The organism is Saccharothrix sp. 6-C, assembly GCF_016695385.1.
Classification (GTDB): Bacteria; Actinomycetota; Actinomycetes; order Mycobacteriales; family Pseudonocardiaceae; genus Actinosynnema; species Actinosynnema texasense.
Genome location: NZ_CP064192.1, coordinates 1918041 through 1942717 on the forward strand (window position 1 = coordinate 1918041; position 24677 = coordinate 1942717).

The 24677-nt window shown below is 71.9% G+C and carries 25 protein-coding genes; 17 read left to right on the forward strand and 8 right to left on the reverse strand.

The features are described from left to right. Nucleotides 1-539 precede the first annotated feature (539 nt). From IOD16_RS08885 to IOD16_RS08910, 6 genes are all read left to right on the forward strand, one after another. Nucleotides 540-1826 (forward strand): ABC transporter substrate-binding protein, encoded by a 1287-nt coding sequence (locus tag IOD16_RS08885; RefSeq protein WP_201439645.1) that lies wholly within the window; start codon nt 540-542, stop codon nt 1824-1826. Next, a complete protein-coding gene (locus IOD16_RS08890) occupies nt 1826-2830 on the forward strand; it encodes a carbohydrate ABC transporter permease (RefSeq protein WP_123742700.1) in 1005 nt (334 codons plus the stop codon). The genes IOD16_RS08885 and IOD16_RS08890 overlap by 1 nt, the downstream gene beginning before the upstream one ends. Beyond that, on the forward strand, nt 2830-3723 hold the full coding sequence (locus IOD16_RS08895; RefSeq protein WP_123742699.1) for a carbohydrate ABC transporter permease: 894 nt from the start codon (nt 2830-2832) through the stop codon (nt 3721-3723). The genes IOD16_RS08890 and IOD16_RS08895 overlap by 1 nt, the downstream gene beginning before the upstream one ends. Nucleotides 3724-3734: 11 nt before the next feature. Further along, nucleotides 3735-5135 carry a GH1 family beta-glucosidase gene (locus IOD16_RS08900; RefSeq protein WP_201441269.1) on the forward strand — a complete coding sequence of 467 codons (1401 nt, stop codon included), beginning with the start codon at nt 3735-3737 and terminating at the stop codon, nt 5133-5135. Then, entirely contained in the window at nt 5132-6163 is a 1032-nt protein-coding gene (locus IOD16_RS08905) for a LacI family DNA-binding transcriptional regulator (RefSeq protein WP_123742698.1), read from the forward strand. The genes IOD16_RS08900 and IOD16_RS08905 overlap by 4 nt, the downstream gene beginning before the upstream one ends. A 340-nt stretch (nt 6164-6503) precedes the next feature. Beyond that, nucleotides 6504-9215 carry a cellulose binding domain-containing protein gene (locus IOD16_RS08910; RefSeq protein ID WP_201439646.1) on the forward strand — a complete coding sequence of 904 codons (2712 nt, stop codon included), beginning with the start codon at nt 6504-6506 and terminating at the stop codon, nt 9213-9215. Nucleotides 9216-9228: 13 nt separating this feature from the next. Here the strand turns inward: IOD16_RS08910 and IOD16_RS08915 are convergent, their stop codons facing one another. Beyond that, nucleotides 9229-9627, reverse strand: coding sequence for a LapA family protein (locus tag IOD16_RS08915; protein ID WP_425471157.1), 399 nt, complete (start codon nt 9625-9627; stop codon nt 9229-9231). A 36-nt stretch (nt 9628-9663) separates the two neighbouring features. Next, nucleotides 9664-12318, reverse strand: coding sequence for an nSTAND1 domain-containing NTPase (locus IOD16_RS08920; RefSeq protein WP_236594843.1), 2655 nt, complete (start codon nt 12316-12318; stop codon nt 9664-9666). Nucleotides 12319-12666: 348 nt separating this feature from the next. Here IOD16_RS08920 and IOD16_RS40900 point away from each other — a divergent pair, with 348 nt between their 5' ends. Together IOD16_RS40900 and IOD16_RS08925 are read left to right on the forward strand one after the other, a co-directional pair. Beyond that, a complete protein-coding gene (locus tag IOD16_RS40900; protein ID WP_268957688.1) occupies nt 12667-12801 on the forward strand; it encodes a hypothetical protein in 135 nt (44 codons plus the stop codon). A gap of 47 nt (nt 12802-12848) precedes the next feature. Next, on the forward strand, nt 12849-13013 hold the full coding sequence (locus IOD16_RS08925; RefSeq protein WP_201439648.1) for a hypothetical protein: 165 nt from the start codon (nt 12849-12851) through the stop codon (nt 13011-13013). Nucleotides 13014-13123: 110 nt separating this feature from the next. Here the strand turns inward: IOD16_RS08925 and IOD16_RS08930 are convergent, their stop codons facing one another. Then, nucleotides 13124-14296 (reverse strand): ROK family transcriptional regulator, encoded by a 1173-nt coding sequence (locus IOD16_RS08930; RefSeq protein ID WP_201439649.1) that lies wholly within the window; start codon nt 14294-14296, stop codon nt 13124-13126. A gap of 61 nt (nt 14297-14357) precedes the next feature. Here IOD16_RS08930 and xylA point away from each other — a divergent pair, with 61 nt between their 5' ends. Continuing rightward, nucleotides 14358-15494 carry a xylose isomerase gene (gene xylA / locus IOD16_RS08935; protein WP_201439650.1) on the forward strand — a complete coding sequence of 379 codons (1137 nt, stop codon included), beginning with the start codon at nt 14358-14360 and terminating at the stop codon, nt 15492-15494. Further along, the gene (gene xylB / locus IOD16_RS08940) at nt 15494-16873 is read left to right on the forward strand and encodes a xylulokinase (RefSeq protein ID WP_201439651.1); all 1380 of its coding nucleotides are present in this window, start codon (nt 15494-15496) and stop codon (nt 16871-16873) included. The genes xylA and xylB overlap by 1 nt, the downstream gene beginning before the upstream one ends. Nucleotides 16874-16918: 45 nt before the next feature. On the opposite strand, the gene IOD16_RS08945 is transcribed toward xylB, so the two are convergent. After that, a complete protein-coding gene (locus IOD16_RS08945) occupies nt 16919-17821 on the reverse strand; it encodes an aminoglycoside phosphotransferase family protein (RefSeq protein WP_201439652.1) in 903 nt (300 codons plus the stop codon). Nucleotides 17822-17919: 98 nt separating this feature from the next. Here IOD16_RS08945 and IOD16_RS08950 point away from each other — a divergent pair, with 98 nt between their 5' ends. Further along, a complete protein-coding gene (locus tag IOD16_RS08950) occupies nt 17920-18531 on the forward strand; it encodes a flavodoxin family protein (RefSeq protein ID WP_201439653.1) in 612 nt (203 codons plus the stop codon). A 3-nt stretch (nt 18532-18534) separates the two neighbouring features. On the opposite strand, the gene IOD16_RS08955 is transcribed toward IOD16_RS08950, so the two are convergent. Then, entirely contained in the window at nt 18535-19278 is a 744-nt protein-coding gene (locus tag IOD16_RS08955; RefSeq protein ID WP_201439654.1) for a hypothetical protein, read from the reverse strand. A gap of 92 nt (nt 19279-19370) precedes the next feature. On the opposite strand from IOD16_RS08955, the gene IOD16_RS08960 reads away from it, so the two are divergent. Then, nucleotides 19371-19529: a hypothetical protein gene (locus IOD16_RS08960; protein WP_201439655.1), complete on the forward strand. Its 159-nt coding sequence runs from the start codon at nt 19371-19373 to the stop codon at nt 19527-19529. Nucleotides 19530-19554: 25 nt separating this feature from the next. Here the strand turns inward: IOD16_RS08960 and IOD16_RS08965 are convergent, their stop codons facing one another. Beyond that, nucleotides 19555-20295 (reverse strand): ZIP family metal transporter, encoded by a 741-nt coding sequence (locus IOD16_RS08965; protein WP_236594844.1) that lies wholly within the window; start codon nt 20293-20295, stop codon nt 19555-19557. Nucleotides 20296-20340: 45 nt separating this feature from the next. Here IOD16_RS08965 and IOD16_RS08970 point away from each other — a divergent pair, with 45 nt between their 5' ends. After that, nucleotides 20341-21360, forward strand: coding sequence for an NAD-dependent epimerase/dehydratase family protein (locus IOD16_RS08970; RefSeq protein ID WP_201439657.1), 1020 nt, complete (start codon nt 20341-20343; stop codon nt 21358-21360). 22 nt (nt 21361-21382) lie between these two features. Here the strand turns inward: IOD16_RS08970 and IOD16_RS08975 are convergent, their stop codons facing one another. Next, nucleotides 21383-21628, reverse strand: a complete 246-nt coding sequence (locus tag IOD16_RS08975; protein ID WP_123742688.1) for a DUF6480 family protein — start codon at nt 21626-21628, stop codon at nt 21383-21385. A gap of 76 nt (nt 21629-21704) precedes the next feature. Between IOD16_RS08975 and IOD16_RS08980 the strand changes: the two genes are divergently transcribed. Genes IOD16_RS08980 through IOD16_RS08995 form a run of 4 tightly spaced genes read left to right on the forward strand, consistent with a single transcriptional unit; the run spans nt 21705 to nt 23779 of the window. After that, the gene (locus IOD16_RS08980) at nt 21705-22274 is read left to right on the forward strand and encodes a nucleotidyltransferase family protein (RefSeq protein WP_123742687.1); all 570 of its coding nucleotides are present in this window, start codon (nt 21705-21707) and stop codon (nt 22272-22274) included. After that, entirely contained in the window at nt 22274-22522 is a 249-nt protein-coding gene (locus IOD16_RS08985; protein ID WP_123742686.1) for a BON domain-containing protein, read from the forward strand. The genes IOD16_RS08980 and IOD16_RS08985 overlap by 1 nt, the downstream gene beginning before the upstream one ends. Further along, a complete protein-coding gene (locus IOD16_RS08990) occupies nt 22519-23247 on the forward strand; it encodes a metallophosphoesterase family protein (RefSeq protein WP_123742685.1) in 729 nt (242 codons plus the stop codon). The genes IOD16_RS08985 and IOD16_RS08990 overlap by 4 nt, the downstream gene beginning before the upstream one ends. Before the next feature lie 4 nt (nt 23248-23251). Continuing rightward, nucleotides 23252-23779, forward strand: coding sequence for a hypothetical protein (locus IOD16_RS08995; RefSeq protein WP_123742684.1), 528 nt, complete (start codon nt 23252-23254; stop codon nt 23777-23779). Between the two features lie 361 nt (nt 23780-24140). On the opposite strand, the gene IOD16_RS09000 is transcribed toward IOD16_RS08995, so the two are convergent. Beyond that, complete coding sequence (locus IOD16_RS09000) at nt 24141-24659, reverse strand: SRPBCC family protein (protein WP_123742683.1); 519 nt, start codon at nt 24657-24659, stop codon at nt 24141-24143. Nucleotides 24660-24677 lie beyond the last annotated feature (18 nt).

Genomic DNA, 24677 nt, shown 5'->3' on the forward strand with positions numbered 1-24677 from the left:
GGCGCGCCCTATAACGCCGCGAAAACGATTCGATCATGAGGGGTACCCCTATATTCGGACGCCCTCGCGCGCGTGACGAAACACTTCGGTGGATCATTGGTCCTGAATGGACGTCTCAGCTCGCGGTGAGGCCCGTCCGGAGGTGACTCGGCCGGCCGGTGACGCCACCCGGTCGGCCGACTCGCGCTACCCGTCCGGACGACTCCGCGCGCCACTGCCCGCGACTCGCGGTGGGGTGGTGGCCGACGTGTGCGCACTTCCGGTGCAGACTGGTGGCGGGTGAGTGGGTGCGCGACTCGTGAATCTTTTCGGGCTGTTCGACGCGGAGATGAACCGAGCGTGTCCGACCGGTCTACGAACAGTGCCTGATCGGACTACTGGGCACACCGCTAGCAGAATCGGTCCAGCAAGGCAAATGACCCAACGTCGGTAACAGCGCGGACACGGGAGCTTGACACAACTCCGTGGTGCGAACCACACTCCCCCAAAACCTGGGAGCGCTCCCAGAACGTTCACCGCCGATCAACTGAGGAGTTCTCGTGCGCTACCGTCGAGCAGGCTTGGCCAAAGTCCTGGCCTGCACCGCAGTGCTTGCCGCAGTCGCCACGGCCTGTGGCTCGGGAGGGTCCGGCACGTCGCCTGATGGCAAGGTCGAGCTGACCATCGCGACCTTCAACGAGTTCGGCTACGAGGAGCTCCTCAAGGAGTACGAGGCCGCGAACCCGAACGTCAAGGTCACGCAGCGCAAGACCGGCCAGGGCGCGCCGCACCACCAGAACCTGTTCACCAAGCTGGGCGCGGGCTCCGGTCTCGCCGATGTCGAAGCCGTCGAAGAGGGCTTCCTCAGCCAGGTCATGGCCAAGTCCGGCCAGTTCGAGGACCTGAAGGAGATCGGCCCGAAGGACGTCCGCGAGGACCGCTGGCTGCAGTGGAAGGTCGACGCGGTCACGACCAAGGACAACAAGCTCATCGGCTACGGCACCGACATCGGCCCGCTGGCCATGTGCTACCGCAAGGACCTCCTCGAGGCCGCGAAGCTGCCGTCCGACCCCGAGGGCGTGAAGGCCCTGTTCGCGACCTGGGACTCGTACTTCTCCGCCGGTGACGCCTACGTCAAGGCGACCGGCAAGCCGTGGTTCGACTCGGCCGCGCAGATCTTCAACCCGATGCACAACCAGGCGAGCACCGGCTACTTCGACCGCGACGACAAGCTCGTGATCGAGACCAACGACGACAAGAAGATCTGGGACCAGGTCACCGCCGCGGTCGCGGGCGGCCAGTCGGCCAAGCTCGCCGCGTGGAGCCCCGAGTGGGAGACCGGCTTCAAGGAGTCGGCGTTCGCCACCAAGACCTGCCCGTCCTGGATGCTGGGTGTCATCGAGGGCAACGCCGGTCCCGACCACAAGGGCAAGTGGGCCGTCACCGCGGCGTTCCCCGGCGGCGGCGGCAACTGGGGCGGCTCGTACCTGACCGTCCCGAAGCAGGGCAAGAACAAGGCCGAGGCCGCCAAGCTGGCCGCGTGGCTGACCGCGCCGGAGCAGCAGATCAAGGCGTTCAAGGCCAAGGGCACCTTCCCGAGCCAGACCAACGCGCTGATCTCCCCGGAGCTGCTCAACCAGACCAGCGAGTACTTCGGCGGCGAGAAGGTCGGCCTGCTGTTCGCCGAGCAGGCCAACAAGGTCGCGGCGGCCCAGTACAAGGGCCCGCAGGACGGTGAGATCCAGGACAACGTGGTCTCCCCGGCGCTGACCTCGGTCGAGCAGGGCACGTCGCCCGACGAGGCGTGGTCGAAGGTCATCGAGGGAGCCAAGAAGGCTGCCAAGTAATGACGACCGAGCTTTCGGTCGCGCGCGGGCGGGGCGCCGAGCCCCGCCCGCCGCGGCGCGACGACAACGATGACATCGGTCCGGCCAAGCTGAGCTGGCGTTACCGGCTGACCCGCCTGGACGTGAAGTTCTCGCCGTACATCTACATCGCCCCGTTCTTCGTCCTGTTCGCGGTGGTGGGCCTCTTCCCGCTGCTCTACACGGCCTACATCTCCCTGTTCGACTGGGAGCTCGGCGCGGACGAGCAGGAGTTCCTCGGGCTGGGCAACTACACCGAGCTGTTGGCCGACTCGCAGTTCTGGAACGCGATGGTCAACACGTTGAGCATCTTCGCGATCTCGACGATCCCCCAGATCATCATCGCGGTGCTGCTGGCCGCGCTGCTCAACACCGCCCTGCGCGGTCGCACCGGCTGGCGGATGGGCGTGCTGCTGCCCTACGTGGCCAGCCTCGTCGCCCTCACCATCATCTTCGGCGACCTGTTCGGCGTGCAGTACGGCACCGTGAACAACATCGTCGAGTGGTTCGGCTTCGACCGCATCGACTGGCAGGCCGACCGCTGGTGGAGCCACGTCGCCATCGCCACCATGGTCAACTGGCGCTGGACGGGCTACAACGCCCTGATCGTGCTGGCCGCCATGCAGGCCATCCCGCGCGACGTCTACGAGGCGGCCTGGGTCGACGGCGCGAGCAAGGTGCGCCAGTTCCTCAGCATCACGCTGCCGATGCTGCGCCCGACGCTGATCTTCGTGATCGTCACGTCGACCATCGGCGGCCTCCAGATCTTCACCGAGCCGTTGCTGTTCTCGCCCTCGGCGGGCGCCAACGGCGGTGCGACCCACCAGTACCAGACGGTGGTGCTCTACATGTACCAATCCGGCTTCCAGAGCCTCGACCTCGGCTACGCCTCGGCGATGGCCTGGGTCCTGTTCATCGTCGTCATCGCGATCGCGGGGATCAACTTCCTGCTCACCCGCAGGCTCGCGTCCAGTGGGGAGGCGTGATGGCCACCATCACCGATCGCCCGTCCGCCACCGGGACCAGGGGCGCCAAGCCGAAGCGCTCGAAGGCGGTGTCGCTCTCCGAGCGGCGCCCCGGCTTCGTCGTCTACGGCATCCTGATCGCGTTCATCCTCGGCTCGGCGTTCCCGTTCTACTGGTCGTTCCTCGTGGCCAGCCACGACGACGCGAAGTTCACCGCGGACGCGCCCCTGCTGCCCGGCGGCAACTTCTTCCACAACGCGGGCCGCGTGCTCGACACGATCCCGTTCTGGAAGGCGCTGGGCAACAGCGTCCTCGTCTCCGGCACGGTCACCGTGTCGGTCGTGGTGCTCTCGACCCTGGCCGGCTTCGCGTTCGCCAAGCTGCGCTTCAAGGGCCGCGGACCGCTGATGGTGTTCGTGGTCGCCACCCTCGCCGTGCCGACGCAGCTGGGCATCATCCCGCTGTACATGGCGATGGCGGAGTACGGCTGGTCCGGCACCCTCGGCGCGGTCATCATCCCCAACCTGGTGACCGCGTTCGGCGTGTTCTGGATGCGCCAGTACATCGCCGACGCCGTGCCGGACGAGCTGATCGAGGCGGCCCGCATGGACGGCTGCAGCATGATCCGCACGTTCTGGCACGTGTGCCTGCCCGCGGTGCGCCCGGCCGCCGCCATGCTGGGCATCTTCACGTTCATGACGTCGTGGAACGACTTCCTCTGGCCGCTGATCGTGCTCAACGCGGACAACCCGACGATGCAGGTCGCCCTGGAGAAGTTGCAGAGCGGCTACTACGTCGACAACTCGCTAGTGCTCGCCGGGACCACGCTGGCCACGGTCCCGATTCTGATCGTCTTCCTCGTACTCGGTCGGCAGATCGTCGCCGGGATCATGCAGGGTGCTGTGAAGGGGTAGCTGTGGAGTCGATTTCCTTTCCCGAGGGATTCGTGTGGGGCGCCGCGACCGCGGCGTTCCAGATCGAAGGCGCGACCACCGCGGACGGTCGCACCGCGTCCATCTGGGACACGTTCTGCCAGCTTCCGGGCGCGGTGGTGGGCGGTGACACGGGTGACCCCGCCGCCGACCACTACCACCGCGTGGACGAGGACGTCCAGCTGATGGTCGACCTCGGGCTGCACGCCTACCGGTTCTCCACCGCGTGGCCGCGCATCCGCCCGGACGCCGGCCCGGTCAACCAGCCCGGCCTGGACTTCTACTCGCGGCTGGTCGACAAGCTGCTCGAAGCCGGCATCACCCCGTGGCTGACCCTCTACCACTGGGACCTCCCGCAGACGCTGGAGGACGCCGGCGGTTGGGCCAACCGCGACACCGCGTACCGCTTCGCGGAGTACGCGGAGTCCGTCGTCGGCGCGCTCGGCGACCGGGTGGACAACTGGACCACGCTCAACGAGCCGTGGTGCTCGTCGCTGCTCAGCTACGCCGCCGGCGTGCACGCGCCCGGCCGCCAGGAGCCGGAGGCCGCCGTCGCGGCCGTGCACCACCTGCTGCTGGCGCACGGCCTGGCCACCTCGGCCATCCGGGAGCAGGCGCCGAACGCCAAGATCGGCATCACGCTCAACATGTACCCGATCATCCCGGCGGACCCGGACAACCCGGCCGACCTCGACGCCGCCCGCCGGCTCGACGGCCTGCAGAACCGGATCTTCCTGGACCCGCTGTTCAAGGGCGAGTACCCGGCGGACATCGTGGAGGACCTGGAGCCTTACGGCTTCTCGAAGCACATCCGCGAGAACGACCTGGAGATCATCTCCGCGCCGCTGGACCAGCTGGGCGTCAACTACTACGCCGAGCACTTCGTCAGCAGCACGCCCGAGCCCGAAGCGCCGGTCCAGACCAACGGCCGTCGCCCGACCGGGTCGCCGTGGGTGGGCGCGGAGCACGTGTCGTTCCCCAGCCGCGGCCTGCCGCGCACCGACATGGACTGGGAGGTGCAGCCGGACGGCCTGTTCAAGGTCCTCATGCGGGTGCACCAGGACTACCCCAGCATCCCGCTCTACGTGACCGAGAACGGCGCGGCCTACGTCGACTCCATCAGCGACGACGGGTCGATCAACGACCCCGAGCGCCTCGGTTACATCGAGTCGCACCTCAGGGCCGCGCACGCGGCCATCGAGGCGGGTGTCGACCTGCGCGGTTACTTCGCGTGGTCGCTCATGGACAACTTCGAATGGGCCGAGGGCTACGCCAAGCGGTTCGGGATCGTGCATGTCGACTACGAGACCCAGGTGCGGACGCCTAAGATGAGTGCCATGTGGTACTCGCAGGTTGCCCGTGGCAACGTTCTCGCGGCGACGGTCGCTCCGTGACAGATGCCGTTGACCCGCCCAAGGCGCGACGACCCAACACCCGGCTCGAGGAGGTCGCTCGGGCAGCCGGGGTGTCGAAGTCGACCGTCTCCCGGGTGATCAACGGCGAGCCGTACGTCAGCTCCAGGGCGCGTGAAGCCGTCCACCAGGCCATCGGGAAGCTCGGGTACAGCCCGAACCAGGCGGCCCGGACGCTCGCGGGCAGCCGGGCGAACTGCATCGCCATGGTCGTCTCCGAGCAGGGCAGCCGGGTCCTGAACGACCCGTTCTTCGCCGGTGTGCTCCGCGGTGTGCACGCCGAACTCGCGGGCAAGCGGGTCCAGCTCGTCCTCATGATGAGCAAGGAGGGCGACGAGCAGGACCTGGTGAACTACCTGTGCGGTGGCCACGTGGACGGCGTGCTGGTGATCAGCCTGCACGGCCAGGACCCGCTGCCCCGCACGCTCGCCGACGCGGGCCTGCCGACCGTGGTCTGCGGCAGGCCCCTCGGCGCCGGCGGAGTGCCCTATGTGGACTCGGACAACTTCAACGGCGCCATGGAAGCGGCTCGCTACCTGGTCGCGCGGGGTCACAAGCGCATCGGCACCATCGCCGGCCCCCGGGACATGGCCGTGGGCATGGACCGGCTCTCGGGCTGGAAGCGCGGGCTCAGCCAGGCCAGGGTCGAGACCGGTCTGGTCGCCTACGGCGACTTCACGCCGGAGAGCGGCGCCGCGGCCATGGCCGACCTGCTCGAACAGGCCCCGGACCTGGACGCGGTGTTCGTCGGCGCGGACATCATGGCGCTCGGCGCGTTGCAGACCCTGCACGCGCACGGCAAGCGGGTGCCGCAGGACGTCGCCGTGGTCGGGTTCGACGACCTGATGATCGCGTCGACCGCCGTGCCGCCGCTGACCACGGTCCGCCAGGACGTGGAGCAGTTGGGGCGCACGATGACGTGGCGGCTCATGGCGGAGCTGGCCGGCGAGGAGAACCTCCCGCCGTTCCTGCTCCTCCCGACCGCGATGGTCACCCGTTCGAGCGCCTGAGCACGACCTCGAAGCACTCTCCGCGGCCCGGACCGGCTGGTCCGGGCCGCGGCATTTCGAAGCGATTCGATGTCCGTATCGACGCGTTCGACGCGCCCGGGACGCTCTGAAACCACAGTTCACTCGGATGGCGTAGCTCCGACTCTTGCCGTCAGTCGATCAACCTGGCTACCGTCCAATCCTGCCCTCTCTGGGAGCGCTCCCAGAACGGACGGACCGGTCGGCGCCCGTGCGGCCGGGCGCTCGACCTCCAGAGCCCTGACTCCCCGAAGCCAGGGGGGAGGCGGATCCCTCTCGCCCACCGCCTCCTCCCACCCCCCGCGCAAAGGAGCGCAGCACGATGGCCCGACGCACCCCGCTCACGCGGCTCCTGGCGTTGACCGCCGCCGTCGTGGCCGCGCTCGGCGTGGTGCTGGTGACGGCGGCGGCGAGTCCCGCGACGCCGACCGCCGCCGCCGTGCCCGAGCAGCCGCACACCTGGCGCAACGTGGAGATCCAGGGCGGTGGGTTCGTGCCCGGCATCGTGTTCAGCCCGGCCGAGAAGGACCTGATCTACGCCCGCACCGACATCGGCGGCGCGTACCGGTGGGACCAGGCCACCGGCCGGTGGATCCCGCTGCTGGACTGGGTCGGCTGGGACGAGTGGGGCTACAATGGCGTCGCGAGCATCGCGCCCGACCCCGAGAACGCCGACAAGGTCTACGCCGCCGTCGGCATGTACACCAACAGCTGGGACCCCCACAACGGCGCGATCCTGCGCTCCGCCGACCGGGGCGCCACCTGGCAGCGCACGGAGCTGCCGTTCAAGCTCGGCGGCAACATGCCGGGCCGCGGCATGGGCGAGCGGCTGTCCGTCGACCCCAACGACGGCCGGGTGCTGTACTTCGGCGCGCCGAGCGGCAAGGGCCTGTGGCGCAGCACCGACAGCGGCGCCACGTGGTCGCAGGTGACGACCTTCCCCAACCCCGGCAACTACGTGGCCGACCCGAACGACGCCAACGGCTACGCCAACGACATCCAGGGCGTGGTCTGGGTGACCTACGACCCGAGGTCGTCGACGGCGGGCAGCGCGACCAGGACCATCTACGTCGGCGTGGCCGACAAGGAGAACACGGTCTACCGCAGCACGGACGCGGGCGCGACGTGGACCCGGCTGGCGGGCCAGCCGACCGGCTACATCGCGCACCAGGGCGAGCTGGACACCAAGGGCGGGTTCCTGTACCTCGCCACCAGCGACACCGGCGGCCCGTACGACGGCGGCAAGGGCGACGTGTGGAAGTACGACACCGCCACCGGCGCCTGGACGCGGATCAGCCCCGTCCCCTCCACCAGCGCGGACGACTACTTCGGCTACAGCGGCCTGACCATCGACCGGCAGGACCCGGACACGCTGATGGTCGCCACCCAGATCTCCTGGTGGCCGGACATCATCATCTTCCGCAGCACCGACGGCGGCGCGACGTGGACGCGGGCGTGGGACTTCACCAGCTACCCGGACCGCAGCTTCCGCTACACCATGGACATCCGGACGTCGCCGTGGCTGAGCTGGGGCGCGAACCCGCAGCCGCCGGAGGTCACGCCCAAGCTGGGCTGGATGGTGGAGTCGCTGGAGATCGACCCGTTCGACTCCAACCGGATGATGTACGGCACCGGCGCCACCGTCTACGGGACCACGGACCTGCTCAAGTGGGACAGCGGCGGCCAGATCACGATCAAGCCGACCGCGGCGGGCCTGGAGGAGACCGCGGTGCTCGACCTGATCAGCCCGCCCGCGGGCGTGCCGCTGTTCAGCGGTCTCGGTGACATCGGCGGGTTCCGGCACGCGAGCCTGACCACCGTGCCGTCGATGATGTACGAGCAGCCGAACTTCACCTCCACCACCAGCCTCGACTTCGCCGAGCTGAACCCGCAGGTCATGGTGCGCTCCGGCAACGTCGACGGCGCGGCCCACGTCGCGTTCTCCACCAACGGCGGCACCTGGTTCGCGGGCAGCGAGCCCGGCGGCGTCACCGGCGGCGGCACGGTCGCGGCGGCGGCGGACGGCTCCCGGTTCGTGTGGAGCCCGGCGGGCGCGGCGGTGCACCACTCGGTGGGCTTCGGCCACACCTGGACGCCGTCCACCGGCATCCCGGCGGGCGCCGTGGTGGAGTCCGACCGCGTCAACCCGAACAAGTTCTACGGCCTGGCCAACGACACCGTCTACGTCAGCACGGACGGCGGCGCGACGTTCACCGCCGGCGCGACCGCCGACGTGGGCAAGCTGCACGCCGTGCCCGGCAACGAGGGCCACCTGTGGCTGGTCGGCGACGGCGGCCTGTTCCGCTCGACCGACGGCGGCAAGACGGTCACCGCGGTCGCCGGCGTGACGTCGGGCGTCAACATCGGCTTCGGCAAGGCCGCGTTCGACAAGCGCTACCCGTCGCTGTACGCGGTGCTGACCGTCGACGGCAAGACCGGCGTCTACCGGTCCGACGACGAGGCCGCGAGCTGGGTCCGCATCAACGACGACCGGCACCAGTACGGGAACATTGGCGAGGCGATCACCGGCGACCCGCGCGTCTACGGCCGCGTCTACCTGGGCACGAACGGCCGGGGCATCCTGGTGGCCGAGCCGAGCGGCGGCACCAGCAGCAGCAGCAACACGCACCCCACGGACTCGTCGTCGAGCACCACCACGACGACGACCACCACGACCACCACCACTGTGACGACCGTGACCGACCAGCCGCCACCCGGCTGCTCGGTGAAGTACCAGGTCGCCAGCCAGTGGGGAGGAGGCTTCACCGGATCGGTGAAGATCACCAACCGGGACTCCAGGGCCATCACGGGCTGGAACCTGGGCTGGACGTTCGCGAACGGCCAGCAGATCACCAACAGTTGGAACGGCAAGGCGTCGCAGAGCGGCGCTGCCGTGACGGTGACCAACGAGGGCTGGAACGGGACCATCGGAGCGGGTGGCTCGGTGGACTTCGGATTCCAGGCGAGCTGGCAGGGCAGCAACGTCGCACCCACCGGCTTCACGCTGAACGGTAGGTCCTGTTTCTCGGGCTGAGCACTGAGGACGACTAGCGCAGCCCTCGTTTGGCCTGGCGGCGCAGCTGCATTATCCGGGCTGCGCCGACCAGGGCCACCAAGATCGCCCCGGCGATCGCCGCGAACAGCAGCGCCACGCCCAGCGGCAGCGTGCCCGCCGCGCCCAGGAAGTGGATCGTGGCGTCGGCGAGGTTCTGCAGGATGAACACCAGCAGCACGATCAGCACCACGATCGAGGCCAGCACCGCGACCCACGTGCCGCTGATCCTGGTCGGCCTCAGCTTCACCCGCGGCTCGGCCGGCCGTTCCGGCCCGCCGACGACCGAGGGCTCCACGGCGCCCGGTCCGCGCGGGTCCACCAGGGGCGGACCGTCGGGGATCGGGCCGGTCGGCAGCGCCGCGGTGCGGTCGTCGTCGCGGGGGGTGGTCACGCGGTGATTATCGGCCCGCCCGTGCCGGGCCGCCAATCAACCGCACGGGCGGTCGTAGTCCAGCACGCCGACCGCGCCCACGTACTGCTGCCACTCCTCGCGGGTGATGTGGGCGGTGACCTCGGCGCACATCTCGGCCACCGCCGTGTCGTAGTCGAACTCCCAGGACCGCGTCGTGCCGTTCGACTTCGACGTCACCACGTCGGTCGCCGTGTCGCCGAACCCCACCGCGTAGACGCCCTCGGTGAGCCCGTTGATCCGGCCGCGGCCCGCCGCCTGCCGCGGGTCCGACACGTCCCACAGCGCCACCACGTCCTGCGTGCCGACCGTGGCGAGCGCGTCACCGGTCCGGTCGAAGCCCATCGCCTGCACCGCGCCCCGGTGCGCCCGGCCGGACCACAGCTCCGCGGGATCGGCCGGCGCGCTCACGTCGTACAGCCGGATGTCGCCCTTGGCGGTGCCGAGCGCGAGCGTGCGGTGGTCGTGCGACAGGGCGACCGAGGTGATGTCCCGCCCGGTGTCCAGCTTCACGAGCGGCTCCGGGGCCTTGAGGTCGGACAGGTCCCACAACCGGACCACGCCCATGACGTCGAAGGTGACGAGGATCCGGCCGTCCGGGCTGTGGACGACGCCGACCACCCGGTGCGGCTGGTCGGTCAGCCGGGCCGCCTCGACCGGCTTGGCCGGGTCCGACCAGTCCCACACCACGACCCCGGACAGCTCCGACACGGTGACCAGCGTGCGGGCGCGGGCCGGGTCGAACGCGATCCGGTCGACCGGGAAGTCGAAGGTGTGCGTCACCTCCGGGGTCAGGTCGGTGACGTCCCAGACCTTCCCCCGCCCGTCGACGGCCGTCGTGGCGAACGCCTGACCGGCGCCGTTCACGGCGATGGAGGTCACCGTCTCGTCGGCGGGCCCGAGCACGCGGCGCAGCGGGTCCTGCTCGCGGTCCGGGTCCGACAGCGCCTGGGCGGAGGCGAACGCGGCGCGGGTGGCGGTGTCCAGCTCGTCCGTCGCGTGCGCGGTCAGCACGCCGTTGCGCGTCTCGTCGTTCGGGTTGAGGTCGTGGGCGACGATGGCGAGCTGGTCCGCCAGCCGCGCGTCGCTGCTGCGCAGGCTCTGCGACTGGTTGGCCACGTACCAGGCGGCCGACGACCGCCAGCCCGCCGCGGCCTCCTTCTGCGCGGTGATCGCGATCACCACGGCGGTGCCGGCGAGCAGGAGCAGCACCGCCAGCAGCGCCACGAGCTGGCGCAGCCTGCGGGTGCGCCGGTGGGCGAGCAGCCGTTCCCGGTCGCGGGACTGGAGGCTCTCGGCCAGGAAGTCGCGCTCCTGCGCGCTGGTGCGCACGCCGTCGCGCTGCGTCCACTCGACCGCGGTGTCCAGCCGCGTGCCCCGGTACAGCGCGTCCGGGTCGCGGCCCAGCGACTCCCAGGTGGCCGCGGCCTCCGTGAGCCTGCGCATGGTGCGCAGCCCTTCCCGGTCCTCGGCGAGCCAGCCGCGCAGCCGCGGCCAGGAGCGGATCAGCGCCTCGTGCGCGATCTCCACGCTGTCGCGGTCCAGGGTGAGCAGCCGGGCGTGGGCGAGCCGGTCGAGCACCACGTCGACGTCCACGTCGTCGTCCAGCTCGGCGCGCGGCAGCCGGCGCTTGGTGTCCTCGGTGCCGTCGCCGAGCGCGGTGAGCCGCAGGAACACCTGCCGCGCCAAGGCGCGCTGGTGCCGTTCCAGGGAGGTGTAGGTGCGTTCGGCGGTCTGCGCGATGGCGTGCTGGACGCCGCCCGCGGCCTCGTAGCCGGCCAGCGTCAAGGTGGTGCCGCGCCGTCGCCGCCAGGTCTCCAGCAGCGCGTGCGACATCAGCGGCAGCACGCCCGCCTGGCCGGTGGCGTCCGCGATGAGCCGCGACACCAGCGCCGTCTCCACCGTGCAGGACGCCTTCACGGCGGGCTGCATGATCACCTGGCGCAGCTCCTCGGCGCCCATCGGCCCGAGCAGCAGCTGGCCGTCGGCCAGCGCCTCCACCAGCGCCGGGTGCTGCGCGCAGTGACCGTAGAAGTCGGCCCGCACGCCGACCACGACCTTGCACCGCGCGGTCAGCAGGGCGTCGACGTAGGAGGCGCGCTGCTCGACGTCCGCCCACAGCGTGAAGACCTCCTCGAACTGGTCCACGATGAGCAGGTCGGCGTCCAGGTCGGGATCGGCGGTCTCGCTCGGCGCGGTGACCACGACCCGGCCGGTCACCCGCGGCACCAGGCCGGCGCGCAGCAGGGACGACTTGCCCGCGCCCGACGCGCCGAACACCGCGACGAACCGGCGGTGCGCGAGTCGCTGCTCCAGGTCGTCCAGCACGTGGTCGCGCCCGAAGAACCACTCGGCGTCCTCGGTGCCGTAGGCCGCCAGGCCCGCGTACGGCGGGTGGCCCTCGTCGGGATCCGGGTCGGCGCCGGGCAGCACCTCGGCGGCGACCTGCCGCCACCGGTCCTCCCACTCGGCCACGTCGCCCTCGCAGGCGCGCACGTAGGCCAGCGTCACCGCGAGGGTGGGCAGCCTGCGCCCGCCCGCCGCGTCGGACAACGTCGTCGCCGAGTAGTGGGCGCGCGCGCCGAGCTGCCGGTAGCTGTGCCCGCCCGCCTTGTCCCGCAAGGACCTCAGGTCGGCGGCGAACTTGAGCAACGGGCTGTCACCGACGTCCAACGGGCGTTCTCCGCGCGGCAACCGGTCCACCCCCCTGGCATCTGTCGGCGGCACGTCCGCAGTGGCAAACGTGCCGTCCAGGCTGTCAGACGCGGCCCCGCCGTGCGCCCACTTCGGGCGACTGCATTCGGGTGACAGCGTGCCGCGTGGACACAACGTAGTGACACCGATACCGGCGGTGTGCGCACCGGAGTGCGCCGGTGATCGGCAAGGTGTGCGGGGCGGGGACGGTGACCAGGGGGCACCGTCCCCGCCGCCAGGTTCGCCGGGTGCCCCGGCTGATCGCGCTGAACGGCCCGCCCGGGTGCGCGGCCTGATCGCGGGCGACCTCGGCGTGAGGCCGGTCGGTTGGCGCGCGACATCGCCGTCGCCGCCGACCGCGTGCACCTGACGTCCGGTCACGACGTGGTCGTGCCGGAGTTCCTCGACCGCCTCGCCGCGCCGGCGGCCGAGGTGGGACGGCGTACCACGAGGTCGTCCTGAACGACACCAAGGCCAACGCGATCCGCCGCTTCACCGAGCGCGGCACCGTGCGGGCCACCCCGGCCGAGCTGTCGGCCATGCACGACACCCTGCGAACGATCATCGCCACCCGCGCGCCCGCGGTCATCCCCTCCGTCGAGGGTGACCCGGAGCACACCTGCCGGGCGCTCCTGGCCGTCCTCGAACGCCCGACCCGGGGCGCCGGGGCGTAGGACACGCCCGCCCTGAACGTACGACTCTCGCGAGAGTCGTACGTTCAGGGCGCGAGAGTCCAACGTTCGGGACAGGTGAGTTGAACGCTCGGGACAAGTGGGGTGAACGCTCAGGACAGGGCGGTGGTCACGTAGGGGTCGGGGTCGGCGAGGATCGCGCGCACGGCGGTGGTCGCGGCGCCCCGCATGGCGGCCTCCGCGCCCAACGACGAGGCGACCACCCGCACGGGCGACCACTCGCCGCTGACCACCCGCCGGTCCAGCTCCGCGTGCAACGGCTCCTGCAGCCACGGCTCCAGGCGGGCGTACGTGCCGCCCAGCACCACCGTGGGCAGGTCCAGCAGGTTCACCGCGCCGGCCAGCGCCACGCCGAGCCACCGCGCCGCCGAACGCACCGCCGTCGTGGCCGTCCGCTCACCCGCGGCCAGCCTGGCCAGCAGCTCGTCCACCCCCGACACGCCGGCCGCGCGCACGATCTCGTCCTGCCCGGCCAGCCGCTCCAGGCACCCGCGCGACCCGCACGCGCACTGCGGCCCGCGCGGGTCGACGGACAGGTGCCCGATCTCGCCGCCGAACCCGGACACGCCCTCGAACAGCGCCCCGCCGACGACGATGCCCGCGCCGATGCCGATCTCGCCGGAGACGTGCAGGAAGTCCGCCGCCACGTCCCCGTGCCACAGCTCGGCCAGCGCGGCCAGGTTCGCCTCGTTGCCCACCAGCACCGGCACGTCCAGCTCGACCCGGCGGGTCACCTCGCCCCGGACGTCCACCTCGCGCCAGCCCAGGTTCGGCGCGACCCGCAACGTCCCGCCGGCCACCTCCACCAGGCCCGGCACGGCCACGCCCACCCCGCCGATCGGCACGTCCTGCTTCGCCGCCGTGCGCACCGCCGTCGCCACCTTGGCCAGCACGCGGGCGGGGGAGGAGGCACGATTGTCGCTGGGCCGCACCCACCGCGCCCGCACCCGGCCGGTGAGGTCGACCAGGCACGTGGCCAGGTAGTCGACCCCGATCTCCACCCCGAGCCCGTGCGGCCCGGTGGGCGACAGGTGCAGCGCCGTGCCGCGCCGCCCGGGACCGGACCTGGCCTGGGCCTCGCCCTCGGCCACGAGCCCGGCGCCGATCATCCGGTCGACCAGGCTCGACACGGTGGCCTTGGTCAGCCCGGTGTGGGCGGCCACGGCCGCGCGCGACGAGCCGGGCGCCTCGGCGATGGCGTCGAGCACGAGGGCGGAGTTGTGCCGGCGCACGGTGTGCTGGCTCGCGGGCTGCGGTCTGGACACCACTGGATACTAGCGGCTGAGTGCGATAAGTTCAGGCATCAAACTTATTGGAGGTGCCCTCGTGGACAACTTCAGCTTCGGCCTGTGGACGGTCGGCTGGCAGGGACGCGACCCGTTCGGCGACGCGACCCGCCCCGTGCTGGACGCGCCGTTGGCGGTGCGCAAGCTCTCGGAGCTCGGTGCGTGGGGCATCACGTTCCACGACGACGACCTGTTCCCCTTCGGCGCCGACGCGGCCGAGGTGGGCAAGCGGGTCGCCGCGTTCCGCTCGGCGCTGGACGAGACCGGCATGGTCGTGCCCATGGTGACCACCAACCTGTTCACCCACCCGGTGTTCAAGGACGGCGGCTTCACCAGCAACGACCGCTCGATCCGCCGCTTCGCCCTGCGGAAGGTGCTGCGGAACCTGGAACTGGCGGCCGAGCTCGGCGCCCAGACCATCGTGATGTGGGGCGGCCGGGAAGGCTCCGAGGTCGACGCGGGCAAGCCCGTGTCCGCCGCCCTCGACCGCTACCGCGAGGCCGTCGACACGGTCGCGCAGTACTCGGTCGACCAGGGCTACGGCTTCCGCTTCGCGCTGGAGCCCAAGCCGAACGAGCCCCGCGGCGACATCCTGCTGCCGACGATCGGCCACGCGCTGGCGTTCATCTCGACGCTGGAGCACCACGAGCTGGTGGGCGTGAACCCCGAGGTCGGCCACGAGCAGATGGCGGGCCTCAACTTCGTGCACGGCATCGGCCAGGCGCTGTGGCAGGGCAAGCTCTTCCACATCGACCTCAACGGCCAGAAGGGCCCGCGCTACGACCAGGACTTCGTGTTCGGCCAGGGCGACCTGCTGTCCGCGTTCTTCCTGGTCGACCTGCTGGAGAACGGCGGCTACGACGGGCCCCGGCACTTCGACTACAAGCCGTTGCGCACCGAGGACCTCGACGGCGTGTGGGAGAGCGCGGCGGCCAACATGCGCACCTACAAGCTGCTGCGCGAGCGGGCGGCGGCGTTCCGCGCCGACCCCGAGGTGCAGGAGGCGCTGAAGTACAGCGGCGTGTACGAGCTGGCCGAGCCGACCCTGAACGAGGGCGAGTCGATCGCGGACTTCCTCAAGGGCGAGGACTTCGACCCGGAGACGGCCGCCGAGCGCGGCTTCGGGTTCGTGCGCCTGGCGCAGCTGGCGACCGAGCACCTGCTGGGCGCGCGCTGATGGCGCTCGTCGCGGGCGTCGACTCGTCCACCCAGTCCTGCAAGGTTGTGGTCCGCGACGCGGACACCGGCGCCCTTGTTCGACAAGGGCGCGCGACGCACCCGACGGGCACCGAGGTGCATCCCTCCGCGTGGTGGGACGCGCTGCAGACCGCCATCGCGGACGCGGGCGGCCTGGACGACGTGGCCGCCGTGTCGGTGGCCGCGCAGCAGCACGGCATGGTGACGCTCGACGAGGCCGGCGAGGTGGTCCGGCCGGCGCTGCTGTGGAACGACACCCGTTCCGCGCAGGCGGCGGCCGACCTCACCACCGAGCTGGGCGGCCCGGACGCGTGGGCGAAGGCGATCGGCAGCGTGCCGGTCGCCTCGCTCACCGTGACCAAGCTGCGGTGGCTGGCGGACGAAGAGCCGGAGTCGGTCGCCCGCACCGCGGCGGTCTGCCTCCCGCACGACTGGCTGACGTGGAAGCTGTCCGGCGGCACGTCCCTCGACGCGCTGACCACCGACCGCAGCGACGCCAGCGGCACGGGCTACTGGTCGCCGTCCACCGGGGACTACCGCCCGGACCTGCTCGAACTGGCACTCGGCAAGGTCGTCGCGCTGCCGCGCGTGGTCGGCCCGGCGGACCTGGTCGGCGGCCGGTTCGGCGCGGGCGCGGGCGACAACGCGGCGGCGGCCCTCGGCGTGCAGGCGCAGCCGGGTGACGTCGTGGTGTCCATCGGCACGTCCGGCACGGCGTTCGCGCGCTGGCCGGACCCTGTCGCCGACGGCACCGGCATCGTCAACGGCTTCGCCGACGCGGAGGGCGGCCACCTGCCGCTCGTGTGCACCCTGAACGCCTCACGGGTGCTCACGTCGACGTCGGCCGTGCTCGGCGTCGACCTGGCGGACCTGTCGGACCTGGCCCTCACCGCGCCGGCGGGCGCGGACGGCCTCGTGTTCGTGCCGTACCTGGAGGGGGAGCGGACGCCGAACAAGCCCGACTCCACCGGCGCGCTGCACGGCCTGAGGCTGGACACCATGACCCCGGCGCACCTGGCGCGCGCCGCGGTCGAGGGCCTGCTGTGCAGCCTGGCGGACGCGATCGACGCGCTGCGGGCGCTCGGCATGCCGGTCACCCGCGTGCTGCTGATCGGCGGCGGGGCCCGGATGCCCGCCGTCCGGCAGCTCGCGCCGGCGATCTTCGGCTGCCCGGTCCTGGTGCCGGAGCCGAGCGAGTACGTGGCCGACGGCGCCGCCAGGCAGGCGGCGTGGGCGGTCGGCGGCGCGGACACCCCGCCCCACTGGTCGGAGCTGGCCTCGACGTCCGTCGAAGCCGACCCGACCCCGTGGGTCCGGGACCGCTACGCCTCGGCGCGCGACCTGACGGTCAACCGCTGACGCGAGTCCGAAAGGGGGCGCCTCCGGCCGCGGGGGCGCCTCCTTTCACCGCGGCGCGTCGCCGAGCACTTCCTCGACGACCCGCCGCGACCGCTCGTCACCGTCCGCGAGCGTGATCAGGGCCTTCCACAACGCCCACCCGCGCGCACGCGCCCACGTCGCGTCGTCCGCCGCGACCGCCTCGCGGAACGCCCGCCTGCTCTCGCCCGAGAACATCGTGTAGGCGATCACCAGGTCGCAGGCCGGGTCCCCGACCCCGGACGTGCCGAAGTCGATCACCGCGGCCAGCTTCCCGCCGTCGACCAGCAGGTTCCCGTGCGCGATGTCGCCGTGGAACCACACCGGCGGCCCGGACCGCTCCGGCGCGCTCACCGCGTCCTCCCACACCGCCGCCGCCCGTGCGGTGTCGACGCGACCCGCCAACGCGGCCAGCGCCCGCCGCGTCCCGTCGTCGTAGTGGCCCGGCGACGCGCCCCGGTAGAAGCTGTGCGCGCCGGCCTCCGGCCCGTCCGTCGCGTCGGCGCGCTGCAACGCGCGGATGAACCCGGCGACCGACTCGGCGAACCCCACCAGGTCCTCGACGCGGTCCGGCGACGCGGTCCGCCCGTCCAGCCAGCGCCGGACCGACCAGGGGAACGGGTAGCCCTCGCCCGGCACGCCCAGGGCCAGCGGCACGGGCACCGGGACCGGCAACGACGGCGCGAGGACCGGCAGCCACCGGTGCTCCTTGCGGACCGCCGGCGCGTACCCCTCGGCGGTCGGCAGGCGCACCGTCATGTCGTCGCCCAGCCGGTAGGTGCGGTTGTCCCACCCGTCGACCTCGACCGGGGTCACGGGCAGCCCCGCCCACTGCGGGAACTGGGCCGCGACCAGCCGTGCCACCAGCCCGGCGTCGATGCCGGCACGTCCGTCGGGGATGCCGGCACGTCCGCCGGGGGAGTCGACCATGTCCCGAGCCTGTCCACCACCGGCGGTCGCGGCAACGCATTTTCACCGCCGCCGGGGGTATTCCGGCGGTTGGCAGACCTGGATGCGGAGGTGCCCCTATGAGGGCCGTGGTGCTCAACTGCACGTTGAAGAAGTCGCCGGACCCGTCCAACACCCAGCTGCTGGCCGACGTCGTCGTCGAAGCGCTCGAACGGCGGGACGTCGAGGTGCGGACGTTCCGGGTGGTGGACCACGCCGTGCCGCCGGGTGTCGTCACCGACCTCGGCGAGGGCGACGAGTGGCCGACGCTGCACGACGCGCTGCTGGACGCGGAGATCCTGGTCGTCGCCACGCCCACGTGGGTCGGCCACCCGTCGTCCATCGCGCAGCGCGTGATCGAGCGGATGGACGCGATGATCTCCGAGCAGGACGACGAGGGCCGTCCGGTCGCGTACAACCGGGTGGCGGGCGTCGTGGTGACCGGCAACGAGGACGGCGCGCACCACGTGATCAGCGAGGTGTGCGGCGCGCTCGGGGACATCGGCTACACCGTCCCGGGCCAGGCGTGGACCTACTGGAACATGGGCCCCGGCCCCGGACCGGACTACCCGGACACCGACCACGGCCACGACTGGTCCAAGAGCACCGGCGAGGCGATGGCCGCCAACCTGCACGCGGTCGCCACGGCGCTGGCCAGGACCCCGATCCCGCCCCCGCCGTCGTCGGGCTGATCCTCAACGCGTGCGGTCGAGGTACACGCAGGACAGCAGGGCCAGCGCCAACGTCAGCGCGAGGGCGGAGTCGTCCGGGCGAGGTGGCCGGTGGCCGCGCACGACCTCGGACGCCATCCGGTGCACTTCTTCGCCCCGGAACAGCACGTGCGGCGGGATCACGTCCCGCTCGCGCAGCGCGTGCAAGCCGCCCAGCGGGTCGGAGTGGTGCGTCTCGCGCGCACCGACCGCCTCGACCAGCGACCTGACCAGCCCCAGGGTGGCCGCGTGCGCCCCGGTCGAGTGGGCGGTGCAGGCCGCCTCGTAGATCGAGACCAGCTCCGGCGGGGCGACCGCGGTCAACGGGTCGAACGGTGGCACGCCGCCCGACTGCAGGTACACCGAGCCGTGGTGCACCTCGATGTTCGTGTTGCCGTACCGGGTGACTTGGCCGGTGGGCAAGCCGAGTTCCGAGCCCAACTCCTCCGCGCGGTCGTCGAGCCCGAGGCGTTCGGCGTCGATCACCTCGTACAGCCTGCGGAAGCGGTCGACGTCGCCTTCCAGCGCGATCACGATGTCCTCGACGACCGGCCACTTGGCGATCCGGCCGGACACCAGGACGCCGTGGATCGTCGACGCGGCGCGCTTGGACGAGTCGGCCAGCTCGCGCATGGCCGGCCTGCCGCGGCGGATGTACAGCTCGCGCAGTTCGTCCAGAAGCCGCTTCTCCGACTCCTTCTGGTCGGTCATCGGCCGCAATTCGGTCATCGCACTCTCCCGTGTTGCCAGTTCGGCACACGCCAGCGTACCGTCGTTCGCATCATTCGCGAATGTTCGCGAATATTCGGCGGGGAGGTGTCGTGGTCGACTGGCGACTGATCGCGTTAGTGGTGGTCTTCCTGGGGTTCGCCTGGTTCGCCCGCAAGAGGGAGGACTGGGTACAGCCGATCCTGGTGGGTGTTGCCGTGGCAACGCTGTTCGGCGGCCTGCTGTTCCTCGGCATCCCCTTGATCAGGTAGAGCCGCTCGGACAGGGTGGAGCCGCTCAGAGGTGGGACAGGGCGAAGGCGCTCAGGAAACCGGCCACCGTCACGACGCCCACCAGCAGGTGGGCGTCGTCGAACGCCTCGGGGATCATCGTGTCGGTGATCATCGACAGGATCGCCCCGCCGGCGAACGCGGTGATCCCGGCGAGCCACTGGGGCGGCGCGCCGGCCAGCAGCCCGTAGCCCGCCATCGCCGCCAGGCCGCTCACCACGGCGATCCCGGTCCACAGGCCGAACACGTAGCGCGGTGACCGGCCGGCCCCGCGCATGCCCGCCGCCGACGACAGCCCCTCCGGCACGTTGCTGACGAACACCGCCGCCACGGTCACCGCGCTCACCCCGCCGCCGGCGAGCAGGCTCGCGCCGATCACCACCGACTCCGGGATGCCGTCCAGCAGCGCGCCGACCGCGATGGCCGTGCCCGACCCGCCCTGCTCCGACTCCGAGGGCTGCAACCCGCCCGACCGCTTGCGGTGGCGCGCGCCGCGCTTGGCCAGCGCCACGTTCGCCGCCGTGTAGACCAGGGCCCCGATCGCCGCGCCGGACGCCGTGGGCAGCAGCCCGCCCAGCTCGTGCGCCTCGGCGATCAGGTCGAACGCCACCGCCGACATCAGCACGCCGCTGCCGAAGCCCATCACCCCGGCGACCACACCGCGCGGCACCCGCGCCAGGTAGCCCACCAGCGCGCCGAGCAGCAGCGCGGACCCGGCCAGCAACCCCCAACCCGCCGCCTGCAGCACCCGGCCTCCCCGTGTCACACCGCGTCGAGCGGGTACCCGACCGCCATGAGGATCGTCGTCACCGGCGCCACCGGCAACCTGGGCACCGCCCTGCTGCGCCGCATCGCCGACGAACCGGACATCACCGCCCACGGCGTCTCCCGCCGCCCGCCCGAGCCCGGACCACCGTACGACGCGGTCACCTGGACCCCGGTCGACCTCAGCCGCGACGGCGCGGAGGAGCCGCTCACCGAGGCCTTCCGCGACGCCGACGCCGTCGTGCACCTCGCCTGGCGCATCCAGCCGGGCCACGACGAACGGGCCCTCTACCAGGCCAACGTCGCCGGCAGCGAGCGCGTGTTCACCGCTGCGGCGAAAGCGGGCGTCCCGCACCTCGTCCACATGTCGTCCGTCGGCGCCTACTCGCCGGCCTCGAAGAACCGGACCGTGGACGAGACCTGGCCGACCGACGGTCTCGTGAACTCCTACTACAGCCGGCACAAGGCCGCCGTCGAGCACCTGCTCGACCGGGTGGAACGCGAACACCCCCGGCTCGTCGTCACCCGGGTCCGCCCCGGCCTGGTGCTCCAGCCGGCCGCCGCCGCCGAGATCAAGCGGTACTTCCTCGGACCCCTGGTGCCGCACGCCCTGTTCCGCCCCGACGTCCTCGCCAAGCTGCCCGTGCTGCCCCTGCCGCGCACGATGGTGCTGCAGTTCGTGCACGCCGACGACGTGGCCGACGCCCTGGTGAAGATCCTCGCCACCAGGGCCGAGGGCGCGTTCAACCTCGTCACCGACCCGGTCGTGACGCCGCAGGTGCTCGCCGAGGTCATGGGCACGCGGCACGTGGTGATCCCACCCGCGGTCCTGCGCAACGCCGCCCGGATCAGCTGGCACCTGCGCCTGCAACCGACCTCGCACGGCTGGGTCGACCTGGCCCTCACCGCGCCGCTGCTGGACGCGACCAAGGCGTTCACCCGGCTGGGCTGGGCGCCCCGGCACAACGCCCGCGACACCCTCAGGCAGCTCCTCGACGGCATCGGCCGCGAGCAAGGCCTCCAGCCCAGCCCTCCGCTGAAGCCCTGACCCGCGAGCCCTCCGCCCCTGCTCAGTAGCCCTCGAACAGGTTCGTCCACCCCATCACCTGGGCCACGACGAAGGCCAGCGCCAGCAGCGTCACGATCAGCACGGCCACCAGCGTGACGATCGGGGCGCGCCGGGACGGCATGGGTTGAGGGTGGGACAGGCCGGACGTCTGGCCGGAGTCGGGCGGCGTCTCGCCGGGGGAGACTCCGCCACCGGGTTCCAGACCGGGCGTGCGGTCCGGGTCGGGGTCGGGCGGTGTGGCAGTCATGCCGGATGGGCTACCCCGTGCGGGCGCCACTACCCGCAGCCGTGTGAACACCCAGCCGTACGGGTAGTCAGCAGGCATGAGCGGTGTCCAAAACGAGTTGCTGCGCACCTTGACCAAAGTCGCCAAAGCCCTGCGCTCGCACGACATCCCGTTCGCCTTGGCGGGCGGGTGCGCGGTGTACGCCAGAGGCGGTCCCGCGACGGAGCACGACGTGGACATCCTGGTGCGGGAAGAGGACGCCCGCGCGGCGGTGAGCGCGCTCGTCGAAGCGGGCATGAGGGCCGCGACGCCACCCGAGGACTGGCTGCTGAAGGTCTACGACGGCGATTCGCTGGTGGACCTGCTGTTCCGGCCCAACGAGGTGCCGGTGACCGACGCGACGCTGTCGCGGGCCGAGGAACTGCAGGTCGGGTCCGTGGTGCTGCCGGTCATGCCCGCCACCGAGGTGCTGATCGGCAAGCTGCTCGTCCTCGACGGCCACCGCTGCGACTTCAGCGAGCTGCTGCCGTTCGCCCGCGCGCTGCGCGAGCAGATCGACTGGGAACGCGTCCGCGAAGCCACGAAGCACTCCCCGTACGCCGAGGCGTTCCTCGTGCTGGTCGAACGCCTCGACCTCCTGCACTCACCGATGACCAGGAGCGCCTGATGACCGCAGAGCAATATCTCTCCGCCCGGCTGCGCCAAGCGCTGGCCGAGGACCCGCGCACCACGGAGCTGGGCGTGCGGGTGACCGTGCGCGGCGACCACGTGCTGCTGTCCGGTGACGTGGCGAGCCCGGAGCGGCGCGCCGAGCTCGAAGCCGTGATCCACGACGTGGCGCCGGAGCTGACCGTGCTCGACGACGTGAAGGTGGTGCCGTCCGACGCGCCGGTCGGCCGAGAGGAGATTCGATGATCCGCATCGCCGCGGTGGGTGACGTGCACCTGGGCGAGGACGCGCGCGGCCGCCTGCGGCCCGCGCTGGACGAGCTCGGCGACTGCGCCGACGTGCTGCTGCTGGCCGGCGACCTGACCCGGCACGGCACGGTGTCCGAGGCGCGGGTGGTGGCCGACGAGTTCGGCGGGCTGCCCGTGCCCGTGGTCGCGGTGCTCGGCAACCACGACCACCACGACGACAAGCCGCACGAGGTGACCGCCGTGCTGAGGGACGCGGGCATCACCGTGCTGGAGGGCGAGACGACCACCATCGGCGTGGACGGCCACACGCTGGGCGTCGCCGGGGTGAAGGGCTTCGGCGGCGGGTTCGCGGGCAAGTGCGGCAGCGCGTTCGGCGAGCCGGAGATGAAGGCGTTCATCCGGCACACCACCGAGATCGCTGACTCGCTCCGCGTCGCCCTCGACAGCCTCGACACGGACGTGAAGGTGGCGTTGACGCACTACTCGCCGGTGCCGGACACGTTGCGCGGCGAGCCGCCGGAGATCTACCCGTTCCTCGGCTCCTACCTGCTCGGCGAGGCGATCGACGCCGGCGGCACGCAGCTGGCCGTGCACGGGCACGCGCACTTCGGCAACGAGCACGGCATGACGCCCGGCGGCGTGCGGGTGCGCAACGTCGCGCAGCCGGTGATCCGGTCGGCTTACACGGTCTACTGCGTGGAACCCGCCGTGGTGGAGGTGTAGCCGCATGGAGGAGGAACCGAGGGCGGGCGGCCCGTCCGTGGTGTGGGCGGGCCCGCCGGACGCGCCGGCGGTGGTCGTCCTCGACCCGGCGGGGGTCGGCAGGCACGGCGACCTGCCGGGCACGTGGCGCCCGTTGACGGAGCACCTGCAGGTCATGTGGTGCCGACTGCCCGCGGCGGACGAGCCGTGGCAGGAGGTGGACGAGGTGCTGTCCGAGTTCGCCGACCGCGCGGTGCCGGTGCACCTGGTGGCGGGCGCGGCGGCCGGTTCCGGCGTCGGGGAGCTGATCCACCGCCACCAGGACCTGATCACCTCCGCCCAGACCTTCGCCGCCCCCGTGCCGCTCGGGCACCCGGAGGTGGTGCTGGAGGTCCTGCGGGAGCTGCTGGCCCAGGACGTCGAGCCGCAGGCCCCCGGTGAGGGCGAACCGGCCGTCGACGGCCCTCCCGACCCGGGGTCGCTGCTCGGTGACGCGGCCTCGGCGCTGCGCCGGTCGGTGGGGCAGCTGTTCGACCGGCTGAAGGACGGCTAGCGAGGAGCCATTGCACGTCCATCGAGGCCCGCAGGCGGTTGCGCCTGCGGGCCTCGGCGCACGTGCCGCTCGTCGGCCGGCCGCCAGCGACTGCCCCCCGGGATGTCGCCCGGCCTCAGGCGCCGGTGCGGATCGGAGTACCGCCCACCGAACCGGGCCGTCACGCCGGCCTCTCGCCGCGCCGCAGCCCCACCACGCCGACCCGTCCGCGCCCGACCAGCCCCGAACGTGCGGGAGCCCCGCCGGACCAGGTCCGGCGGGGCTCCCGCGAGTGGTCAACCGTCGTCGACCGGCGGGCGGGGGCGGGGGATCGGCGGGTTCGACCCGCTCCGGTCCGCCAGCACCCGACCCGCCTGCGCGCTCATCGCAGCGGATCGCCCGGGCGTCCGGCGTCCGGCAGGTCGTGGCGCGTCTCGCCGGCCTGCGGCGGGCGGCTCACGTCACCCCGCCACGCGCCGGTCTCCGCGCCGCGTCCCTCGATGAACTCCTTGAACCGGTCCAGGTCGCCGGACACGCGGTGCCCGACCACGCCCATCGCCGCACCGGCCTTCTCGGTGAGCGTCTGCGGGTCGAACTCCATCTGCACGTGCACACGGGTGTGCCGGTCGTCGATCCGGTGGAACGTCACCACGCCACCCTGGGGCGGACCGTCGACCGTGTGCCAGGCGACGCGCTCGTCCGGGTGCTGCTCGGTGATCTCGGCGTCGAACTCGCGCGTCACACCACCGATCTTGGTGACCCAGTGCGTCCGGGTCGGGGTGATCTGCGTGATGCGCTCGACGCCCTCCATGAACTGCGGGAACGACTCGAACTGCGTCCACTGGTTGTACGCGGTCGTGACCGGGACCTCGACGTCCACGGACTTCTCGATCGTCGTCACTGCAACAACCTCTCCTCG